At 71.2% G+C, this 14,900-nt stretch carries 12 protein-coding genes; 5 read left to right on the top strand and 7 right to left on the bottom strand.

Going from position 1 to position 14,900, the window contains the following annotated elements:
• Window positions 1–18: 18 nt before the first annotated feature.
• From HG543_RS17680 to HG543_RS56350, 4 genes are read left to right on the top strand one after another with little or no spacing between them, the layout of a single operon-like run.
• A complete protein-coding gene (locus HG543_RS17680) occupies window positions 19–1,104 on the top strand; it encodes an ATP-binding protein (RefSeq protein WP_169345965.1) in 1,086 nt (361 codons plus the stop codon).
• The gene (locus HG543_RS17675; RefSeq protein ID WP_169345964.1) at window positions 1,104–3,560 is read left to right on the top strand and encodes a DUF5682 family protein; all 2,457 of its coding nucleotides are present in this window, start codon (window positions 1,104–1,106) and stop codon (window positions 3,558–3,560) included. Before HG543_RS17680 ends, HG543_RS17675 begins: the two co-directional genes overlap by 1 nt.
• Window positions 3,557–4,768 (top strand): VWA domain-containing protein, encoded by a 1,212-nt coding sequence (locus HG543_RS17670; protein ID WP_169345963.1) that lies wholly within the window; start codon window positions 3,557–3,559, stop codon window positions 4,766–4,768. Before HG543_RS17675 ends, HG543_RS17670 begins: the two co-directional genes overlap by 4 nt.
• Window positions 4,761–7,652 carry a HEAT repeat domain-containing protein gene (locus HG543_RS56350; protein ID WP_169345962.1) on the top strand — a complete coding sequence of 964 codons (2,892 nt, stop codon included), beginning with the start codon at window positions 4,761–4,763 and terminating at the stop codon, window positions 7,650–7,652. The genes HG543_RS17670 and HG543_RS56350 overlap by 8 nt, the downstream gene beginning before the upstream one ends.
• A gap of 5 nt (window positions 7,653–7,657) precedes the next feature.
• Here HG543_RS56350 and HG543_RS17660 read toward each other — a convergent pair whose 3' ends face one another.
• Window positions 7,658–7,942 (bottom strand): DUF427 domain-containing protein, encoded by a 285-nt coding sequence (locus HG543_RS17660; protein WP_169345961.1) that lies wholly within the window; start codon window positions 7,940–7,942, stop codon window positions 7,658–7,660.
• A 107-nt stretch (window positions 7,943–8,049) separates the two neighbouring features.
• On the bottom strand, window positions 8,050–8,424 hold the full coding sequence (locus HG543_RS17655) for a hypothetical protein (RefSeq protein ID WP_169345960.1): 375 nt from the start codon (window positions 8,422–8,424) through the stop codon (window positions 8,050–8,052).
• Between the two features lie 323 nt (window positions 8,425–8,747).
• On the opposite strand from HG543_RS17655, the gene HG543_RS17650 reads away from it, so the two are divergent.
• Window positions 8,748–10,331: an alpha/beta hydrolase gene (locus HG543_RS17650; RefSeq protein WP_169345959.1), complete on the top strand. Its 1,584-nt coding sequence runs from the start codon at window positions 8,748–8,750 to the stop codon at window positions 10,329–10,331.
• A 142-nt stretch (window positions 10,332–10,473) separates the two neighbouring features.
• Here the strand turns inward: HG543_RS17650 and HG543_RS17645 are convergent, their stop codons facing one another.
• The 5 genes from HG543_RS17645 to HG543_RS17625 form a co-directional block, all read right to left on the bottom strand.
• On the bottom strand, window positions 10,474–11,301 hold the full coding sequence (locus HG543_RS17645; RefSeq protein WP_169345958.1) for an alpha/beta fold hydrolase: 828 nt from the start codon (window positions 11,299–11,301) through the stop codon (window positions 10,474–10,476).
• Window positions 11,302–11,457: 156 nt separating this feature from the next.
• On the bottom strand, window positions 11,458–12,699 hold the full coding sequence (locus HG543_RS17640) for a hypothetical protein (RefSeq protein ID WP_169345957.1): 1,242 nt from the start codon (window positions 12,697–12,699) through the stop codon (window positions 11,458–11,460).
• A 101-nt stretch (window positions 12,700–12,800) separates the two neighbouring features.
• Window positions 12,801–13,409, bottom strand: a complete 609-nt coding sequence (locus tag HG543_RS17635; protein ID WP_169345956.1) for a hypothetical protein — start codon at window positions 13,407–13,409, stop codon at window positions 12,801–12,803.
• A 135-nt stretch (window positions 13,410–13,544) separates the two neighbouring features.
• Window positions 13,545–14,426, bottom strand: a complete 882-nt coding sequence (locus tag HG543_RS17630; RefSeq protein WP_169345955.1) for a LysR family transcriptional regulator — start codon at window positions 14,424–14,426, stop codon at window positions 13,545–13,547.
• Window positions 14,427–14,481: 55 nt separating this feature from the next.
• Window positions 14,482–14,787: a MafI2 family immunity protein gene (locus tag HG543_RS17625; RefSeq protein ID WP_169345954.1), complete on the bottom strand. Its 306-nt coding sequence runs from the start codon at window positions 14,785–14,787 to the stop codon at window positions 14,482–14,484.
• Between the last annotated feature and the right edge of the window lie 113 nt (window positions 14,788–14,900).

The raw sequence follows: 14,900 nt of genomic DNA, 5'->3' as shown, positions 1-14,900 counted from the left end.
GCGGATAGCTTTTCCCGCATGCCGGACATCCGCCTGCCTGCCGAAGCGAAGTATCGGAACGAGCTCGAAGCCCTCGCCGCGCACGATGACCGACCCCGCCCGCCGGGTTGGGCGCTGTCGCCGCGCGCGGTGGAGACGTACATCCTGGGCAGCCCCAAGCCCGTGGGCGGCGTGCCAATCACACCCAAGTATGTTGGCGACAAGAGCCTCATCCAGGTGTGCATCGCCACGCTGGCCTCGGACCGTGCGCTGATGCTGGTGGGCGAGCCCGGCACCGCGAAGAGCTGGCTGTCCGAGCACCTGTCCGCCGCCATCAGCGGCACCTCGGCCCTCATCGTCCAGGGCACGGCGGGCACCAGCGAGGACCACCTGAAGTACTCGTGGAACTACGCGCTGCTGCTCGCGCAGGGCCCGTCGGCGGAGGCGCTCGTCCCCTCTCCGGTGCTGCGCGCCATGCGCCTGGGCAAGTTCGCACGCTTCGAGGAGGTGACGCGCACGTCACCCGAGATTCAGGACTCGCTCATCTCCATCCTCTCGGAGAAGCAGGTCTCCATCCCCGAGCTGGGCGAGGTGGTGAGCGCGCAGCGGGGCTTCAACCTCATCGCCACGGCGAACACGCGAGACCGCGGCGTCAACGAGATGAGCGCCGCGCTCAAGCGCCGCTTCAACTTCGTCACCGTGCCGGTGGTGGAGGACCTGGAGCAGGAGATTCAAATCGTCACGAAGCGCGAGGCGGAGCTGCGCAATGACTATCAGGTCGGCGTGCCGCCGCCGGAGGAGCTGTCGCGCCTGCTGCTGACGCTCTTCCAGGAGCTGCGCAAGGGAGTGACGAAGGACGGCAAGACGAAGGTGCGCACGCCGGGGGCGGTGCTGTCCACGGCGGAGGCCATCAGCGTGCTGTTCAACAGCTCCATCCTCGCGGAGCAGTTCGGCGGCGGGAAGGTGACGCCGAACGAGCTGGCCGCGTCGCTGGTGGGCGCGGTGGTGAAGGAGCAGGAAGACGATGTGAAGGCCCTGCGCGAGTACATGGAGACGGTGGCCAAGGGCCGCACGGGTCCGTGGAAGGAGCTGTACACCGCGAGCAAGAAGCTGCTGAGGGGCTGATGGACCTCGCCCTGCTCTCCCGGGTGCACCTGTTCCCGGTGCGCCACCACTCGCCGCGCACCACGGCGGTGCTGGTCCGCTGGCTGGAACGCGTCCGGCCCGAAGTCGTCCTGGTGGAAGGTCCGTGTGACGCGTCGGGCCTCGTGGACGTGCTGTGTGACGAGGGCACGAAGCCGCCGGTGGCCATCCTCGGCTACCGCACGGACGGCACGCCCGGCTCGGCGCTGTGGCCCTTCGCGGAGTACTCGCCGGAGTACGCGGCGCTGCGCTGGGCGAAGGCGACCAAGGCCCGTGCGGAGTTCATCGACATCCCCGTCGGCGTCAGCCTCGAGGTGGACCGCGAGGAGGCGCACGGAGAAGAGGAAGCACCTGAGTCCGGCGTCACGCCCGGCGAGTCCGCCTCCGGGAACGCCAAGGCACCGGGAACCGGTACCGCCACGGGCAAGCGTGCTCCCGGCAATGTGTCGCGGAAGCCCGCCAAGGCACCAGGGGCCGTTGCCGCTACGGGCGAGCCCGCTCCTGACGACGAGGCACAGGAGTCCGATGTCTGGGAGGAGCCCATCTCGGAGCGCTTCGCGCGCGAGCGTGGCTACCGCTCTTTCGAGGAACTCTGGGAGGCGCTCTTCGAAGCGCCCGCCTGGACGCCGGAGGACTTCCGCCCGGTGCTGCTCGCGTGGGCGGACGTACTGAACGCCGGGCCCCGGCGCGAGTACCACCGCTGGCGCGAGGCCTTCATGGCCCGCCGGGTGCTGGAGGTGGTGGCATCGGGCGTGCCGCCGGAGAAGGTGGCCGTCATCGCGGGCGCGGCGCACGTGGCGGCCTTCCTCGCGAACGACGTGGATGCGGCGCAGGAGTCGAGGCTGCCAGAAGGCGTGCCCTGCGCGGTGACGGTGATTCCGTACAGCTTCCCCCGGCTCGCGGAGCAGCTCGGGTATGGCGCGGGCAACCGGGCGCCGCACTTCTACCAGAAGGCGCACGAGGCCCAGGGCGACTTCCGGCGCGCGACGCTGGAGGTGCTCATCGACTTCGCGGGGCACCTGCGGATGCGCGGGTTCACCGCGTCGCTGTCGGACGTGCTGGAAGCCTACCGGCTGGCGCTAGCGCTGGCGGACATGCGCGAGAAGAGCGCGCCGGGCCTGGACGAGCTGCGCGAGGCCACCGTGGCCACGCTGTGCCGGGGAGACGCCACGCATGTGGATGACTTCCTGTGGAAGAGCGTCATCGGCCACCAGGTGGGCCGGGTGGCCAGTCGCATCGGGCGCAACTCCCTGCAGGCGGAGTTCTGGCGCGAGGTGGACGCGCGCCGCCTGCCGCGCTCGGACAGCCCGGAGACGTTCTCCCTGCGGCTGAACAACGACGTGGAGGTGGGCTCGTCCGTCTTCCTGCATCGGCTGCGGGTGGCGGGGATTCCGTACGCCTCCCTCTCTGGCGCGGGACAGCAGCGCGGAGCGGCACCCCAGGAGGCCGGGGGTTACGCCGCGCTCACCCGGGTGCGCGAGTCCTGGCAGGCGCAGTGGACACCGTCCACGGACGTGGCGCTGGTGGAGAAGATCGTCCTCGGGGACACGCTGGAGGCGGTGACGACGCGCGTCCTCCAAGAGCGCCTGTCCGCGGCGAAGACCACGGCCGCGGCGGCGGACGTGCTGCTGGAGTCCGTGATTACCGGCTGTCCCCAGACGGTGGCCTCGGCACTGCGGGCCTGCGACGCGCGCGCGGCGACGGACTCGGACCTGCCCTCGCTGGCGTCGGCGGCACGAGCCCTGTCCGGGCTGGTGGCGTACGGCACATCCCGCGCGCACGCGGAGGTGGGCGACGAGGCGGTGGCCGTGCTGTGCGAGAAGACCTTCGGCCGCGCGCTGCTGCGGGTCCGCGAGGCCAGCGCCTGCGCGCCGGACGCGGTGGGCGCGGTGCTGGAGGCGCTGCGCACGCTGCACGAGGTGGCGCTGGCGCAACCCCGCGCGGACAAGGCCGGCTGGCTGGCCGAGGCTCGCGCGCTGATGGAGAGCCACGCGGTGCACCCGGCCACGTCGGGACTGGCCACGGGCCTGCTCTATCTCGCACGGGAGCTGTCCGAGTCGGACGTGGCGCTGGAGGTGGGGCGGCGTCTGTCATTGGCGGTGGAGCCGGAGGCGGGCGCCGCGTACCTGGAGGGCTTCCTCCAGGTGAACGCGCTGGTGCTGGTGAAGAGCCGCGAGGTGGTGAAGGCGCTGGACGATTTCCTCTCCGGCGTGGACGCCGAGCGCTTCCGTCAGACCCTCCCGGTATTGAGAAGAGCACTGGGCGCGCTGGGTCCCACGGAGCGCCGCTACCTCATGGAGAACGTGGTGGCGGTCCGGCAGCTCGGGGCGCGGGCGCACGCGGTGAAGGGCGTGCTCGAAGAGAAAGACAAGGAGCGACTCGAGGGCATGAGCGCCGAGCTGGGCAAGGCGCTCGATGACCTGGACGACCTGCTATGAGCGTGGACTCCAAGGCGCTGTCGGAGAAGGACCGGGATGCCCTGCTGCGCTGGCGGCTGGCGTTGGGCCCCGCGGTGGAGAAGACGGGCGCGTGTCCGTCACTGCGCTCGCTGGGCGGCGCCGCCGCCTCGGTGGGCGTGGACGAGGGCGACCTGGAGGAGCTGGATGACGCGCTCTCCTTCGTCTACGGCGAGCGGAGCGCGGGCACGGCGGGCTCGCGGCCCTACATCCCGAAGTGGCTGAGCGCGCTGCGAGGCTTCTTCCGCGACGACGTGATTGCGCTCGTCCAGAAGGATGCCATCGAGAAGAAGGGGCTGACGCAGCTGCTCTTCGAGCCGGAGACGCTGCCCTTCCTCGACAAGAACGTGGAGCTGGTGACGACGCTGGTCAGCGCGCGCGGGCTCATCCCGGACCAGGCGAAGGACCTCGCCCGGCAGATTGTCCGGGAGGTCGTGGAGGACTTGCGGAAGAAGCTGGAGGCGCCCATCCGCACGGCGGTGTTCGGCGCGCTGAAGAGAGACAGGACGAGCCCGCTGCCCATTGCCCGCAACATCGACTGGAAGCGCACGATTCGGCAGAACCTGAAGGGCTGGGACGCGGAGCGCAAGCGGCTGGTGCCGGAGCGCTTCTACTTCTGGCCCAACCAGCGGCGGCACCACGAGTGGGACGTGACGCTGGTGGTGGACCAGTCCGGCTCCATGGCGGAGAGCGTGGTGTACAGCTCGGTGATGGCGGCCATCTTCGCGTCGCTGGACGTGCTGCGCACGAGCCTCGTCCTGTTCGACACCGAAGTGGTGGACATGACGCCCATGCTGGCGGACCCGGTGGAGGTGCTCTTCACCGCGCAGCTCGGGGGCGGCACGGACATCAACCGCGCGGTGGCGTACGCGCAGGCGAACCACGTCCGGCGGCCGGAGAAGACGCTCTTCATCCTGATTACCGACCTGTACGAGGGCGGCAACGCCGAGGAGCTGGTGTCACGGCTCCGGCAGCTGGTGGACTCGAAGGCGAAGGTGATGTGCCTGCTGGCGCTGTCGGATGGGGGCAAGCCCTCGTACGACCACGCGATGGCGGAGCGGCTCACCGCGCTGGGGATTCCATGCTTCGGGTGCACGCCTCGCAAGCTGGTGGACGTGGTGGAGCGGGTGATGCGCAACCAGGACCTGGCGCCCCTGCTCGCGGCGGACAAGGAGACGCGCCATGGCTGAGGTGCGAAGGATTACGGGGGGACTCGGGGCGCTGACGGAAATCATCAGCGACCGCTCGGAGCTGGCGAAGGGCGCGCAGCTCTTCGACGGCAAGCAGCTCACCCACCTGTCGCGGTTCGAGAACCGGCTGTTCGCGGACGCGTCGGGCTCGGGGGCCTCGCCGTACAAGGTGTCGCTGGTCTTCGGCGACGGGCGCGAGGTGAAGGGCCGATGCTCGTGCATGGCGGCGCGCTCGCGGCCCTTCTGCAAGCACGCGGCGGCGCTGCTGGTGGCCTGGGCGCGCGCGCCGGAGGCCTTCGTCACCGCGGACGCGGCGCCCTCGGGGGGCACGGACGGGGCGCGCAAGAAGAGCGTCAAGAAGGGCAAGGCGGAGAGCACGGACCTGATGAAGGCGGGCGTGGCGCAGGTGTCCACGCTGGTGCGCGAGCTGGGCCTGTCCGGCGTGGTGTCGATGGGCGCGGAGCGGCCGGAGCAGGTGCGGCAGCTCGGCGAGGCGCTGCGGGCCAACGGCCTGCGCCGGCTGGCGGCGCGCACCGTGGAGGTGGCGGGACTCCTGGACCTCGCGGTGGCGCGCACGGGCACCTTCGAGGCACCCGTGTACACGGACCTCGTGGCGGACATGCTGCTCACGGTGCGCAAGGTGGAGAAGCACCTGGGCGGTGAGGCGCTGGAGGACCGCTACGTCGAGGAGCTGATTGGCCGGACCTGGACGAAGAAGGACCGGGCGCCCGTGGAGGGGCTGACGCTGGTGGAGTACGCATTCACCACGCGCGCCACACCGGACAACTTCCTCATCCGTGAGAGTCGCTTCGTGGACCTGGCGTCCGGGAAGCACTACGCGGAGAAGCAGATTCTTCCCGCGTTCCTCCGGAGCGTGGAGCCCAAGAAGAGCCACGCGGGGCTCGTCCTGGAGGGAGCGAAGGGCGGCCAGTACCCGGGCTTCGCGCCGCACCGGCTCGACCTGGAGACGGAGGCGCGGAAGCCGCCGCTGGACGGCGCGGCGCTGCACAGGCTGCTGGACGTGGCGCTGCCGGACGTGGGCGCGGCACTGACGGCCTTCCAGGAGCACCGCAAGGACGTCTTCGCGCCGGACCTGCTGCCGGTGACGCTGCGGGTGGAGACGCTGCTGGCGAGCGGCCAGCGCTCGCAGTTGGTGGACTCCGGAGACCGGGGCCTGTTCCTGCCGGCGGACGCGAAGCTGGAGGAGCCGCTGGCGGCGGCGCTGGAGGGCGCGAGGCTGCGGGGCGTGATGGGAGACATCGGGCTGGAGGCGGCGCTGCCCACGCTGTTCCCCCTGGCGCTGGTGGTGGAGACGCCGGAGGGGTTGGAGCTGCGCGGCCTGGGCAGGCCCGGCGACGAGGCCACGACGTCGCGTCGGCGGGGAGGCGCTCGGCCGGCGGCGGCGGTGGCGGTGCCCCGGAGCGGGTGGGCGGAGTCGGCGCGGGCGGCGGGCGCATCGCGCGCGGCCATTGCGCTGGCGGAGGTGCGGGACGAGCTGGCGGAGGCCTTCGCCAACGGGCTGCCCGCCGTGTCCACGCGAGCGATGGAGCCGCTGGTGGCACGGCTGCGGGAGCTGGGGCTGGAGAAGCCGGCGGCCCTGCTGGAAACGCTGGCGGCGCGGCCCGACGCGGCGGAGCGGCTGGACGACTTCATCAAGGTGTACCAGGTGCTGGGCATCGCGCTGGTGCGGCTGGCGGGCGCGGTGCAGGTGGACGCGGGCGCGCTGCGGCCCGTCCCCACGCACCCGAGCATCCACGTGCGCAAGCCCGAGGTGCCGCTGCTTCCAGGAGAAGCCCTGTTGAAGCGGGCGCGCGGCGAGCTGACGCGGTACGAGGCGGCGGCGCACGCGGCGCACTACTACGCGAGCATGGACCCGGACGCGCTGCTGGGCGAGCTGTACCCGGCGTGGAGCGACGGCGCGGCGAGCACCTTCGTGGCGCGCGCGGTGGCGGAGGGCTCGCGGGAGAAGGCCCTGGCCGTGGCGAAGCGGGCGCTGGCCGAGCACCACAGCCGCATGGTGCGCCGCACCGCGATTCGCGTGCTGGGCCTGCTGGGCGGCCCGGAGGCGCGGCAGTTGCTGGACGCGCTGACGCGCAAGGGCCACGACGCGGGCCTGCGACTGTACGCGCGCGAGGTGCTGGAGGACGTACGAGCGCGCGAGTCCGGTCCCCAGGCCGTGGCGGCGCTCTTGAAGACGCGCAAGGAGCGCATCCACCCGCACGCACAGCGCGCGCTGACGGAGTCGACGAAGGAGGCGCGCCGGGGCGCTGTGGACCAACTGGAAGCGCTGGGGCTGACGGTGGCGTGGCCGGTGCTGCGGCAGGTGCTGTACGGGGACCCGTCGCGCGACGTGCGAAACCGCGCGGCCATGGCGCTGGCGTGGCTGGGGGACTCGGAGGTGCTGGAGCGCTTCGTGGGAAGCGTGGAGGCGCGAGGCGGAGACGACGAGGAGGCGAAGACGGCCACGTACGCGCTGGGCGTGCTGGGCGACGTGCGCGGCGCGGAGACGCTGCTGGCGGCCTTCGTGGACGGCTGGAAGCCCGGCGTCGTCTCCGAGTCGCTGCGCACCTTCGGCCTCGCGATGCTGCACCCCACCGTGCGGCTCGCGGAGGTGCGGCCAGAAGCCGTGGAGCGTCAGGCGCTGCGCAACCTGTTCGAGCGATTCCCCGCTGACGCGCTGACGGAGGTGCTGCTCGCGCGGGTGGAGGCCTCGCGCGAGCATCCCGAGTTCATCGACCGCTGCGGCGTGTACCTCAAGCTCGCGGCGGAGAACCTGCACGGCGCCGGGAAGCAGGTGGCCTCGGCGCTGATGGCGATTCCCGCCGTGGCCGGGGACAAGACGCTGTCCCGCGCGGCGAAGAAGGTGCTCGGAGAGAAGGCGTAGGGGACTCAGCCTTCCACCGTCACCCCGCGCCAGAAGGCCACGTGGCCGGTGATGTTGGAGGCGGCGGACTTCGGCTCCGGGTAGTACCAGGCCGCGTCCTTGTTCACCTGCCCGTTGACGACGACGTCGTAGTAGCTCGCCGTCCCCTTCCACGGGCAGACGGTGTGCGTGTCGCTGGGACGGAAGTACTCACGGCGGATGGCGTCGGGCGGAAAGTACCAGTTGCCCTCCACCTTCTCGCAGCGGGCGCTCTCGGCAATCACCACCCCGTTCCACTTCGCGACAGGCATGAGCCACCTCCTCCGGGTTACCGCTCGGAAGGGGGCGATAACGGCCCGGTCACGAGTGCGCATGGGTGGAGCACCCGACCGTCAGGTGCTCCACACCGTCTCCCGGCCTACTGGCAGCAGGAGTACGTCGCGGTGACGTTCATCTCGAAGCCGTCCGTTCGGTTCGGCCCCACGGGCGTGCACCGTCCGTTCGTGTACACCACGTTGCAGCTCCCCGCCGGACACTGCGATTGCATCGTGTAGTCGAGGGCGCTGACGGCGGCGGCGCGAGCCTCGGAGCAGATGTAGCCGAAGCCTCCCTGGATGTCGGAATAGCGCGTGGTGCCGCACGTCGTGCACGTCAGCTGGGACTCGGAGGAGACGATTCCCTCCACCTTCGTCGCGTCCGGCGCGGCGGCGTCACCTCCTCCACCACACGCGGACAGCCCCAGGAGGGCACTCGCGACAGCGCCACGCCACAAGCTGCTCGTCAGATGGGTCATTCCGGAAACGCTAGAGCCGCCCGCACGCGCGCATCAACCCGGGCCCGCGCTTTCATCGCGCATTCGTGTGGATGCGTTCCGCCACGCCACGACTTCTGCAGTGGCGTTACGCACGGGCCCGCTCACCCCAGGAGTCCGTCCGCGCGGATGTCCCGTGCAGGAGCGGCCGGGTCAATACGGACTTTTGAACATGCAATGCAGCGGCAAATGCGACCTGGCAACCGCCGGCCTATCAAAGCGGGGACGTGCCGTGGCCGCTCCTCGATGCATCAGGAGATTGGTAGTTCGCCCCCGTCCTGGAGACCGTGATGCCTCTTCCAAGAATGAATCTGCTCCGACTGTTGACCCTCTCCTCCATGGCGCTCCTGGGGCCCTCACCCGCCTTGGCGGCGGAGACGCTCGACCTGTCCTCCACGGTCGCCGAGCCGCTCACGTGGGGTCCGTGCCCCTCCGCTCTCGACCCCGCGCTCGAATGCACGACGCTCGCCGTGCCGCTCGACTATCGGAACCCTGGCGGGCGCGCGATCGACGTGGCGGTCTCCCGCATCCGGGCGGAGAACCCCGCCCTGCGCCGTGGCGTCCTGTTCACGAACCCGGGGGGGCCTGGCGCCAGCGGCCTCGACCTGCCGGCGCTCATCCGGCCGCTGCTTCCACAGGAGGTCCGCGACCGGTACGACGTCATCGGCATCGACCCGCGCGGCGTCGGGCGTAGCACCCCGGTCTCATGCGGGCTCAGCGCGGAGGAGGCATCGGAAGCCCTCGTGCCACTGATGCAGCCGGGAGGCTTCGGACCGACAGCGGCGTTCATGCGCGGCGTGGCCGAGCGCTGCACGCACGTGTCCAGCGACCTCCTCCCCCACATGACCACCGCGAACACCGCGCGCGACTTCGACCGGGTCCGGGCCGCGCTCGGGGAGGAGCGGCTCTCCTACCTGGGCTGGTCGTACGGCACGTACCTCGGTGCGGTCTACGCGTCGCTCTTCCCTGACCGTACCGACCGGGTCGTGCTCGACAGCGCCGTTCATCCCGGCTGGGTGTGGCGCGAGCAGTTCCGCAGTTGGAAGCTCGCCGGCGACCCCGACTTCGGCCAGGGCCCGCTCCTCCAACCGCGCTTCCGCGACTTCGCCGTGTGGGCCGCGGCGCGGGACGCCGAGCTGGGCTTCGGCGCGACGCCGGAGGCGGTCCGCTCGACCTACTTCGCGCTGCTGCGGCAGGCCACCGCGCGGCCGGTGAGGACGTCGCTCGGGTACGTGGCCGACGGGGAGTGGTTCCGCGAGCTGACGTTCGCCTTCCTCTATGGCGACGACACCTTCCCCGCGATTGTCACGCTCTGGAGCGAGGTCCGCGCCGGCGTCGACCAACCGCCTCCCGCGCCGCTTCCGCCCGGGCCGGTGCCCGTCGACAACAGCACGGCGTCCGCGCTCGCCATCCTGTGCGGCGACGTCGCATGGCCGCGCCCGGTTGAGCAGTACCGCCTCGAGCTGGCGTTCGACACGCTCGCCTTCCCCATGTTCGGTGAGCTCGGCTCGAACGTCTGGCCCTGCGCGTTCTGGGCGACCACGCCCACCGAGCCGCTGGTCGAGCTCTCCGCGGAGGGGCCGCGGAACGTGCTTATCGTCCAGGGGCTGCGCGACCCGGCGACGCCGTACGTCGGTGGCATCGCGATGCGGCAGAAGCTTGGCCGCCGCGCCAGCCTCCTCACCGTCGACCAGGGTGGCCACGCCATCTACGTCTTCACCGCGAACGCCTGCGTCACGGAGGCGGTCACCGCCCACCTCGTGAGCGACGCGCTCGCACCCGACGGGTTCTGTCCGGCGGGCGACGCGCCGACGGCGCGCGCGAGCGACCCCGCCGCGGCGCGCGCACGGGAGGAACTGCGCCGGAGGCAGCAGCGGCTGGAGCGCTGACAGACTGGAGACGTGAGCCGCATCACGCTCGGCCGCGCGGGCGTCAGTGCCCGCGCCGCCGAGGCGGTGACGCGCCCAGCAGGAACAACAGCCCCCAGCCAGCCCCGGCCGAGGGAGTCAGGCCCGCCGCGCAGCCGCTCTCTCACCCCGTCCTGGACGCTCCCTGCAGGGACTGGGCATCCAGGAAGGTGCCGAGGGCGGCGTTGACGAGGGACGGCTCCTCCACGGTGGCGGAGTGCCCGCCGCGCGGCAGCCGCACGAGGCGCGAGCCGGGGATGAGCTGGCTGAGCCGCTCGGCCTTGGCGGGGACGGTGGCCACGTCCTCCTCGCCCACGACGATGAGCGTGGGCACGCGGATGTTGGGCAGCTCCGGGGCGATGGCCTGGCGCTTGATGACGCCATTCACGGCGCGCCAGATGTCCCTGCGGTTCTCCATCAGCCGCGCGCGCCACAGGGCCCGCTCCTCGGCGCGGTTCGGGTCGTTCAGGAAGGTGCGGCCGAACATGATGCGCATCACCGCGTCCGCCACCGGGCGCACGCCGGCCAGCCTGCAGATGAGGTTGAGCAGCGTGTAGCGCGGCACGTTGGCCAGGGGCTCGGGGTCGCCGGACGTCTCCATCAGCACCAGCGAGCGCAGCAGGTCCGGCCGGCGCGCCGCCAGCCTCATGCCGATGAAGCCGCCCATGGACAGGCCCACGAAGTGGCACGGGCCCACGCCGAGCTTCTCGATGAGCGCCACCGCGTCCAGGTACAGCGTCTCCATGTCGATGACGCTCGTCGGCGGCACCGCGCTGCGGCCCTGGCCCCGGTGGTCATACGCGATGCAGCGGTAGCGTCCGCGCAGCGCATCCACCTGCGGGTCGTACAGGCGCGTGCTCCACAGCAGGCCGTGGCTGAACACGATGGGCTGCCCGGAGCCTCCCGTGTCCTCGTAGTACAGCTCGGTTCCATTGACGGACAGCATCGGCATTGGCGGCTCCCTCCCCGGGAGGGAAGGATAGGCCAGGCCGTGACGCGATGTGACACCCCGAAGCAGCGCCGTCCGTCATGAAGCGAACGCCCCATTGCCCCGGAGTCGTAGGGGGCAGGCTCTCGACCCCACCCGGAGTGCGTCCCGCCGGGAGCGCTACCAGAGGCCCTGGGCCTGGAGCAGCTCGCCTATCCGGTGGGGGTCGGCGCGCCAGGCGGTGAAGAAGGCCTCGGCGGCCTGGGGGGACAGGTCCTCCCAGACGAGCAGCCCCGAGCCATTCTCGCGGCGGCACGCGACGAAGGTGGAGCGCACCTGCTCCGCCGAGTCGAAGGTGAGGCTGTCGAACAGGAGCGGGCTCTGGCTGGTGAGGAAGGACTGCCGGGGCCCGAGCTGCTCGACGCAGGCGCGCAGCTGCCGGGGGTGGAGCGCGTGGGCCAGCTCGTCGGCGATGACCACGGCGCGGGCGTGCGAGAGGTAGTGCTGGAAGGCCACGAGGCGCTTCTGGCCGTAGCCCAGCTGCCGAGCGGAGACGTGCTGCCCGCCTGAGTCACCGAAGGACAGCTCCAGGCCGCCGAGCGACAGCGTCTCGTACTTGCCCTGGGGCTGGGACGCGAGCGGGAAGAGGCGAGCCTCGGCGGAGGGGAAGCCGAGCAGCCGGGCGGAGTCTCGGAGGAAGGGGACGTTCTCCGCGGGGAGCACGAAGCGCGAGGCACCCCACTGCGAGGCGGCGACCTTGCGCAGGCCGTCGAGGAGGTCCTCGGAGGCGAGGCCGGTGCCGGTGGCGAGCACGCCCTCGGCGCGCCGGGACAGGCGCAGCTCCACCTGGCAGAGCTGGTCGAAGTAGGCGAGCCCCTCGTCGAAGCGGCTCAGTCCGGCCTGCGCGGACACCTCGCGGGCCATGGCGAGCAGGGGCTCGACGGCGGCGGTGCCCTCGCCCGTCTTCTCCACCCAGGCGATGCCGCCGGACATGAGGACGAGCCACAGCCGCCCGCCGACCTCGGGGGCGATGCGCTCGTGCACCACGTCCGAGGCATCCTCCTGCCGGGAGATGGTGACCTGCGGGCCCTCGCGGTGGATGGAGAGCGGCCACGCCATGCCCTTGGGCGCCACGGCGATGTCCATGGCGAGCCCCGGGATGGCGGAGCCCTCCGAGGGCAGGTTGCGCACGCGCACCGTGATGCGGCCGGTGTCGGCGGCCAGCTCGTACTCCAGGTCGAAGGGCTCCTGGGTCAGCGCGGTGAAGTCCGAGCTGACGACGGCGGCGACGAGGTCCAGCAGCGTCGACTTCCCGGTGCCGTTCTCGCCGAGCAGCACGTTGAAGAACGGGCTGAACGACAGCCGCGTCCCGGAGCGCACGGAGCGGTACTGGTGGACCTGGAGCCACTGGAGCTTGAGCATCGGCCCGGAGACTCTCGCCCTGGGGCGCGCCAGCGTCAACCCAGGGGGTTGCGCCAGCGTGCGTCAGGCCGCGTATCGGCTTCCGGTCAGCGCGGTCGCCGCTACCGGCATGGCCTGAAGCCAGGCGTGGTGCTCCTGGCGCGCGAGAAGGTGCATCGGAACTCGTCGTAGTCCTGCGCCACCAGGCGCTCGCATTTCACCAACCCCTGCGGCGAGCTTCGGCGGGTCCAGCCCGGCCCGAGGAGGGTCTGCTGCGCGCGGGTCATGGCGTTGTAGAGTCGCTGGGCCGCCTTGAACTCCGCGTTGGCCGGAAAAGTGTCGTTGGGGTTGTCGGAGTCTCCGAACGAGACCTCCGGCACCTCGCACCCTTGCGAGCCGTCCGGGCTGGTCAGCTCCATGATGGCCCGGGCCGGGATGTGGGCAACGGCGCCGTACGCCCAGGTCAGCTCGATGGCGCCGGGCACGGCAATCCGGTAGTCGCTCACGTAGCTGGCCGCGACGGCGTGGACCAGGTCCTCCGGAACCGCGTTATCGAACCCGCTCGCGGTCGCGAGGCACGTGCCCGTCAGCGCCGCCTCCTGAGCGATGGCGCGGACCGCTTCTGGCCGTGCTCCGACGGCCTCCGCGTCCGATGCCACCGCGGCGCCTCCGCAGGCCCAGCCGAACGATGCCGCGACGACGCTACCCACCACGGAATGAAATGACCGCATGTGCATTCCTCCCCATTCGTGCGACCGCGCCACCTGGGCCGCCGCATCGATGGGGAAAGCATGTCAGAGCCGACTTTCCCGCAGAATCAGAACGACGTGAACGCCACTGTTCGGCTGCGCGGAACAAACGGCGGCTCATCGCAGGGGGAAGGCCCGAAGCTCCTCGGCGAGCTGACGAAGCTCGGACTCGCGCTGGTGGCCTGCGCGCCAGATGAGGCGGAAGTGGTCGTGGAGGATGTCCGCGCGGGGCAGCAGCACGGCCAGCCGGTGGGCGGCAAGGTCCTCGCGGATGAAGTAGTGCGGCAGCACGGCGACTCCGCAGCCTTCGAGCAGGCGCAGGCGCACCGCCCCGATGGTGCCAAGGTACTCCACGCTGGCGAAGTCCCAGCGCTGGCCCGCGGGCCGGGCGTCATGGAAGTACCGGAAGAGGGGCAGGTCGGGGTGGACGTCGAGGAGCACGTGCCGCCGGGAATCCTCGGCGCGCCGCAGCGGCCGCTCGTCGAGCAGGGCGCGGGCCCCCACGAGCACATAGCGCTCCTCGTGCAGCAGGGCGTAGCGGAAGTCGCCACCGGCCAGGCGCACGCTGCTCACCGCGCAGTCCACCGCTCCCCGGCGTACCGCCGAGAGCAGCTCCGCGCTGTCGCCGAACGTCAGGTGCAGCGTGCGCTCGGGATGAGCGCGGCGGAGCGGTGTGAGCGCTGGCGTCAGCCATGACAGGCCGAGCTCGAAGCGTGTTCCGAGGGTCAGCGCATAGGGCAGCCGGGGCATTGCGCCGAGGCAGCGGCGCGCCTCCTCCAGCGTCCGGCGCGCCTGCGGCAGGAGCGCCTCTCCCCAGGGTGTCAGCCACACGCGGCGGGTGGTGCGTTGGAAGAGCGGGCGGCCCACCTGGTACTCGAGCTGCTTGATGCGCTCACTGAAGGCGGCGGGGGAGAGGGCCACCGCCTTGGCGGCGTCACGGAAGTTGAGCCGTACGGCGGCGGCCTCGAAGCAGCGCAGCGACTCCAGGTCCGGCAGCATCGTTCCCCATCTCCGCGCATCGAGGACCGGGCCCTCCATACCGCAGTGAAGCCGCTCAGGTCGTGCGCTCGCGCCTGAAGTAGATCCACACCCCGTCATCAGTGATGGGCTCCGGCGCATCGAGACGGATGCACCTCACACCGACTGAGTGCTCCGGCTCGAAGTCGGCCATCATTTCCGTCTCAGCAACTGAGACGGACTCGATATCGGCGGGAGCGATGGCTCCGTCGAAGTAGCAACGCACCTCGATGTCGTTCCCGTCGACGGACAGCACCGCGGCACGCATCGCTGGCGGCACCTCCCCCAGGAATGCGCGCTGTGCTGAAAGACGTGCCCGAATGACAAGTTCACGCTCGCTCATGTTCCAGGCCTCGCAGGCGAAGCCCCCTCCTGACTTTCAGGGAGCCCGGCTTGTCCCGAGCCAGCCTGCCGGGGCAGCATTGCATCTACAACTCCGATGCGCCCCTCCCGTCC

The sequence above is a fragment of the Pyxidicoccus fallax genome (genome assembly GCF_012933655.1).
Lineage (GTDB): Bacteria > Myxococcota > Myxococcia > Myxococcales > Myxococcaceae > Myxococcus > Myxococcus fallax.
Note: the sequence above shows the minus strand (reverse complement) of the source record. Positions and strands in the feature narration are given on the sequence as shown.

Coding starts and splice junctions, on each gene's coding strand:
- HG543_RS17680 (WP_169345965.1), top strand. CDS start 19: ATGCCGGACATCCGCCTGCCTGCCGAAGCGAAGTATCGGAACGAGCTC.
- HG543_RS17675 (WP_169345964.1), top strand. CDS start 1,104: ATGGACCTCGCCCTGCTCTCCCGGGTGCACCTGTTCCCGGTGCGCCAC.
- HG543_RS17670 (WP_169345963.1), top strand. CDS start 3,557: ATGAGCGTGGACTCCAAGGCGCTGTCGGAGAAGGACCGGGATGCCCTG.
- HG543_RS56350 (WP_169345962.1), top strand. CDS start 4,761: ATGGCTGAGGTGCGAAGGATTACGGGGGGACTCGGGGCGCTGACGGAA.
- HG543_RS17660 (WP_169345961.1), bottom strand. CDS start 7,942: ATGCCTGTCGCGAAGTGGAACGGGGTGGTGATTGCCGAGAGCGCCCGC.
- HG543_RS17655 (WP_169345960.1), bottom strand. CDS start 8,424: ATGACCCATCTGACGAGCAGCTTGTGGCGTGGCGCTGTCGCGAGTGCC.
- HG543_RS17650 (WP_169345959.1), top strand. CDS start 8,748: ATGAATCTGCTCCGACTGTTGACCCTCTCCTCCATGGCGCTCCTGGGG.
- HG543_RS17645 (WP_169345958.1), bottom strand. CDS start 11,301: ATGCCGATGCTGTCCGTCAATGGAACCGAGCTGTACTACGAGGACACG.
- HG543_RS17640 (WP_169345957.1), bottom strand. CDS start 12,699: ATGCTCAAGCTCCAGTGGCTCCAGGTCCACCAGTACCGCTCCGTGCGC.
- HG543_RS17635 (WP_169345956.1), bottom strand. CDS start 13,409: ATGCGGTCATTTCATTCCGTGGTGGGTAGCGTCGTCGCGGCATCGTTC.
- HG543_RS17630 (WP_169345955.1), bottom strand. CDS start 14,426: ATGCTGCCGGACCTGGAGTCGCTGCGCTGCTTCGAGGCCGCCGCCGTA.
- HG543_RS17625 (WP_169345954.1), bottom strand. CDS start 14,787: ATGAGCGAGCGTGAACTTGTCATTCGGGCACGTCTTTCAGCACAGCGC.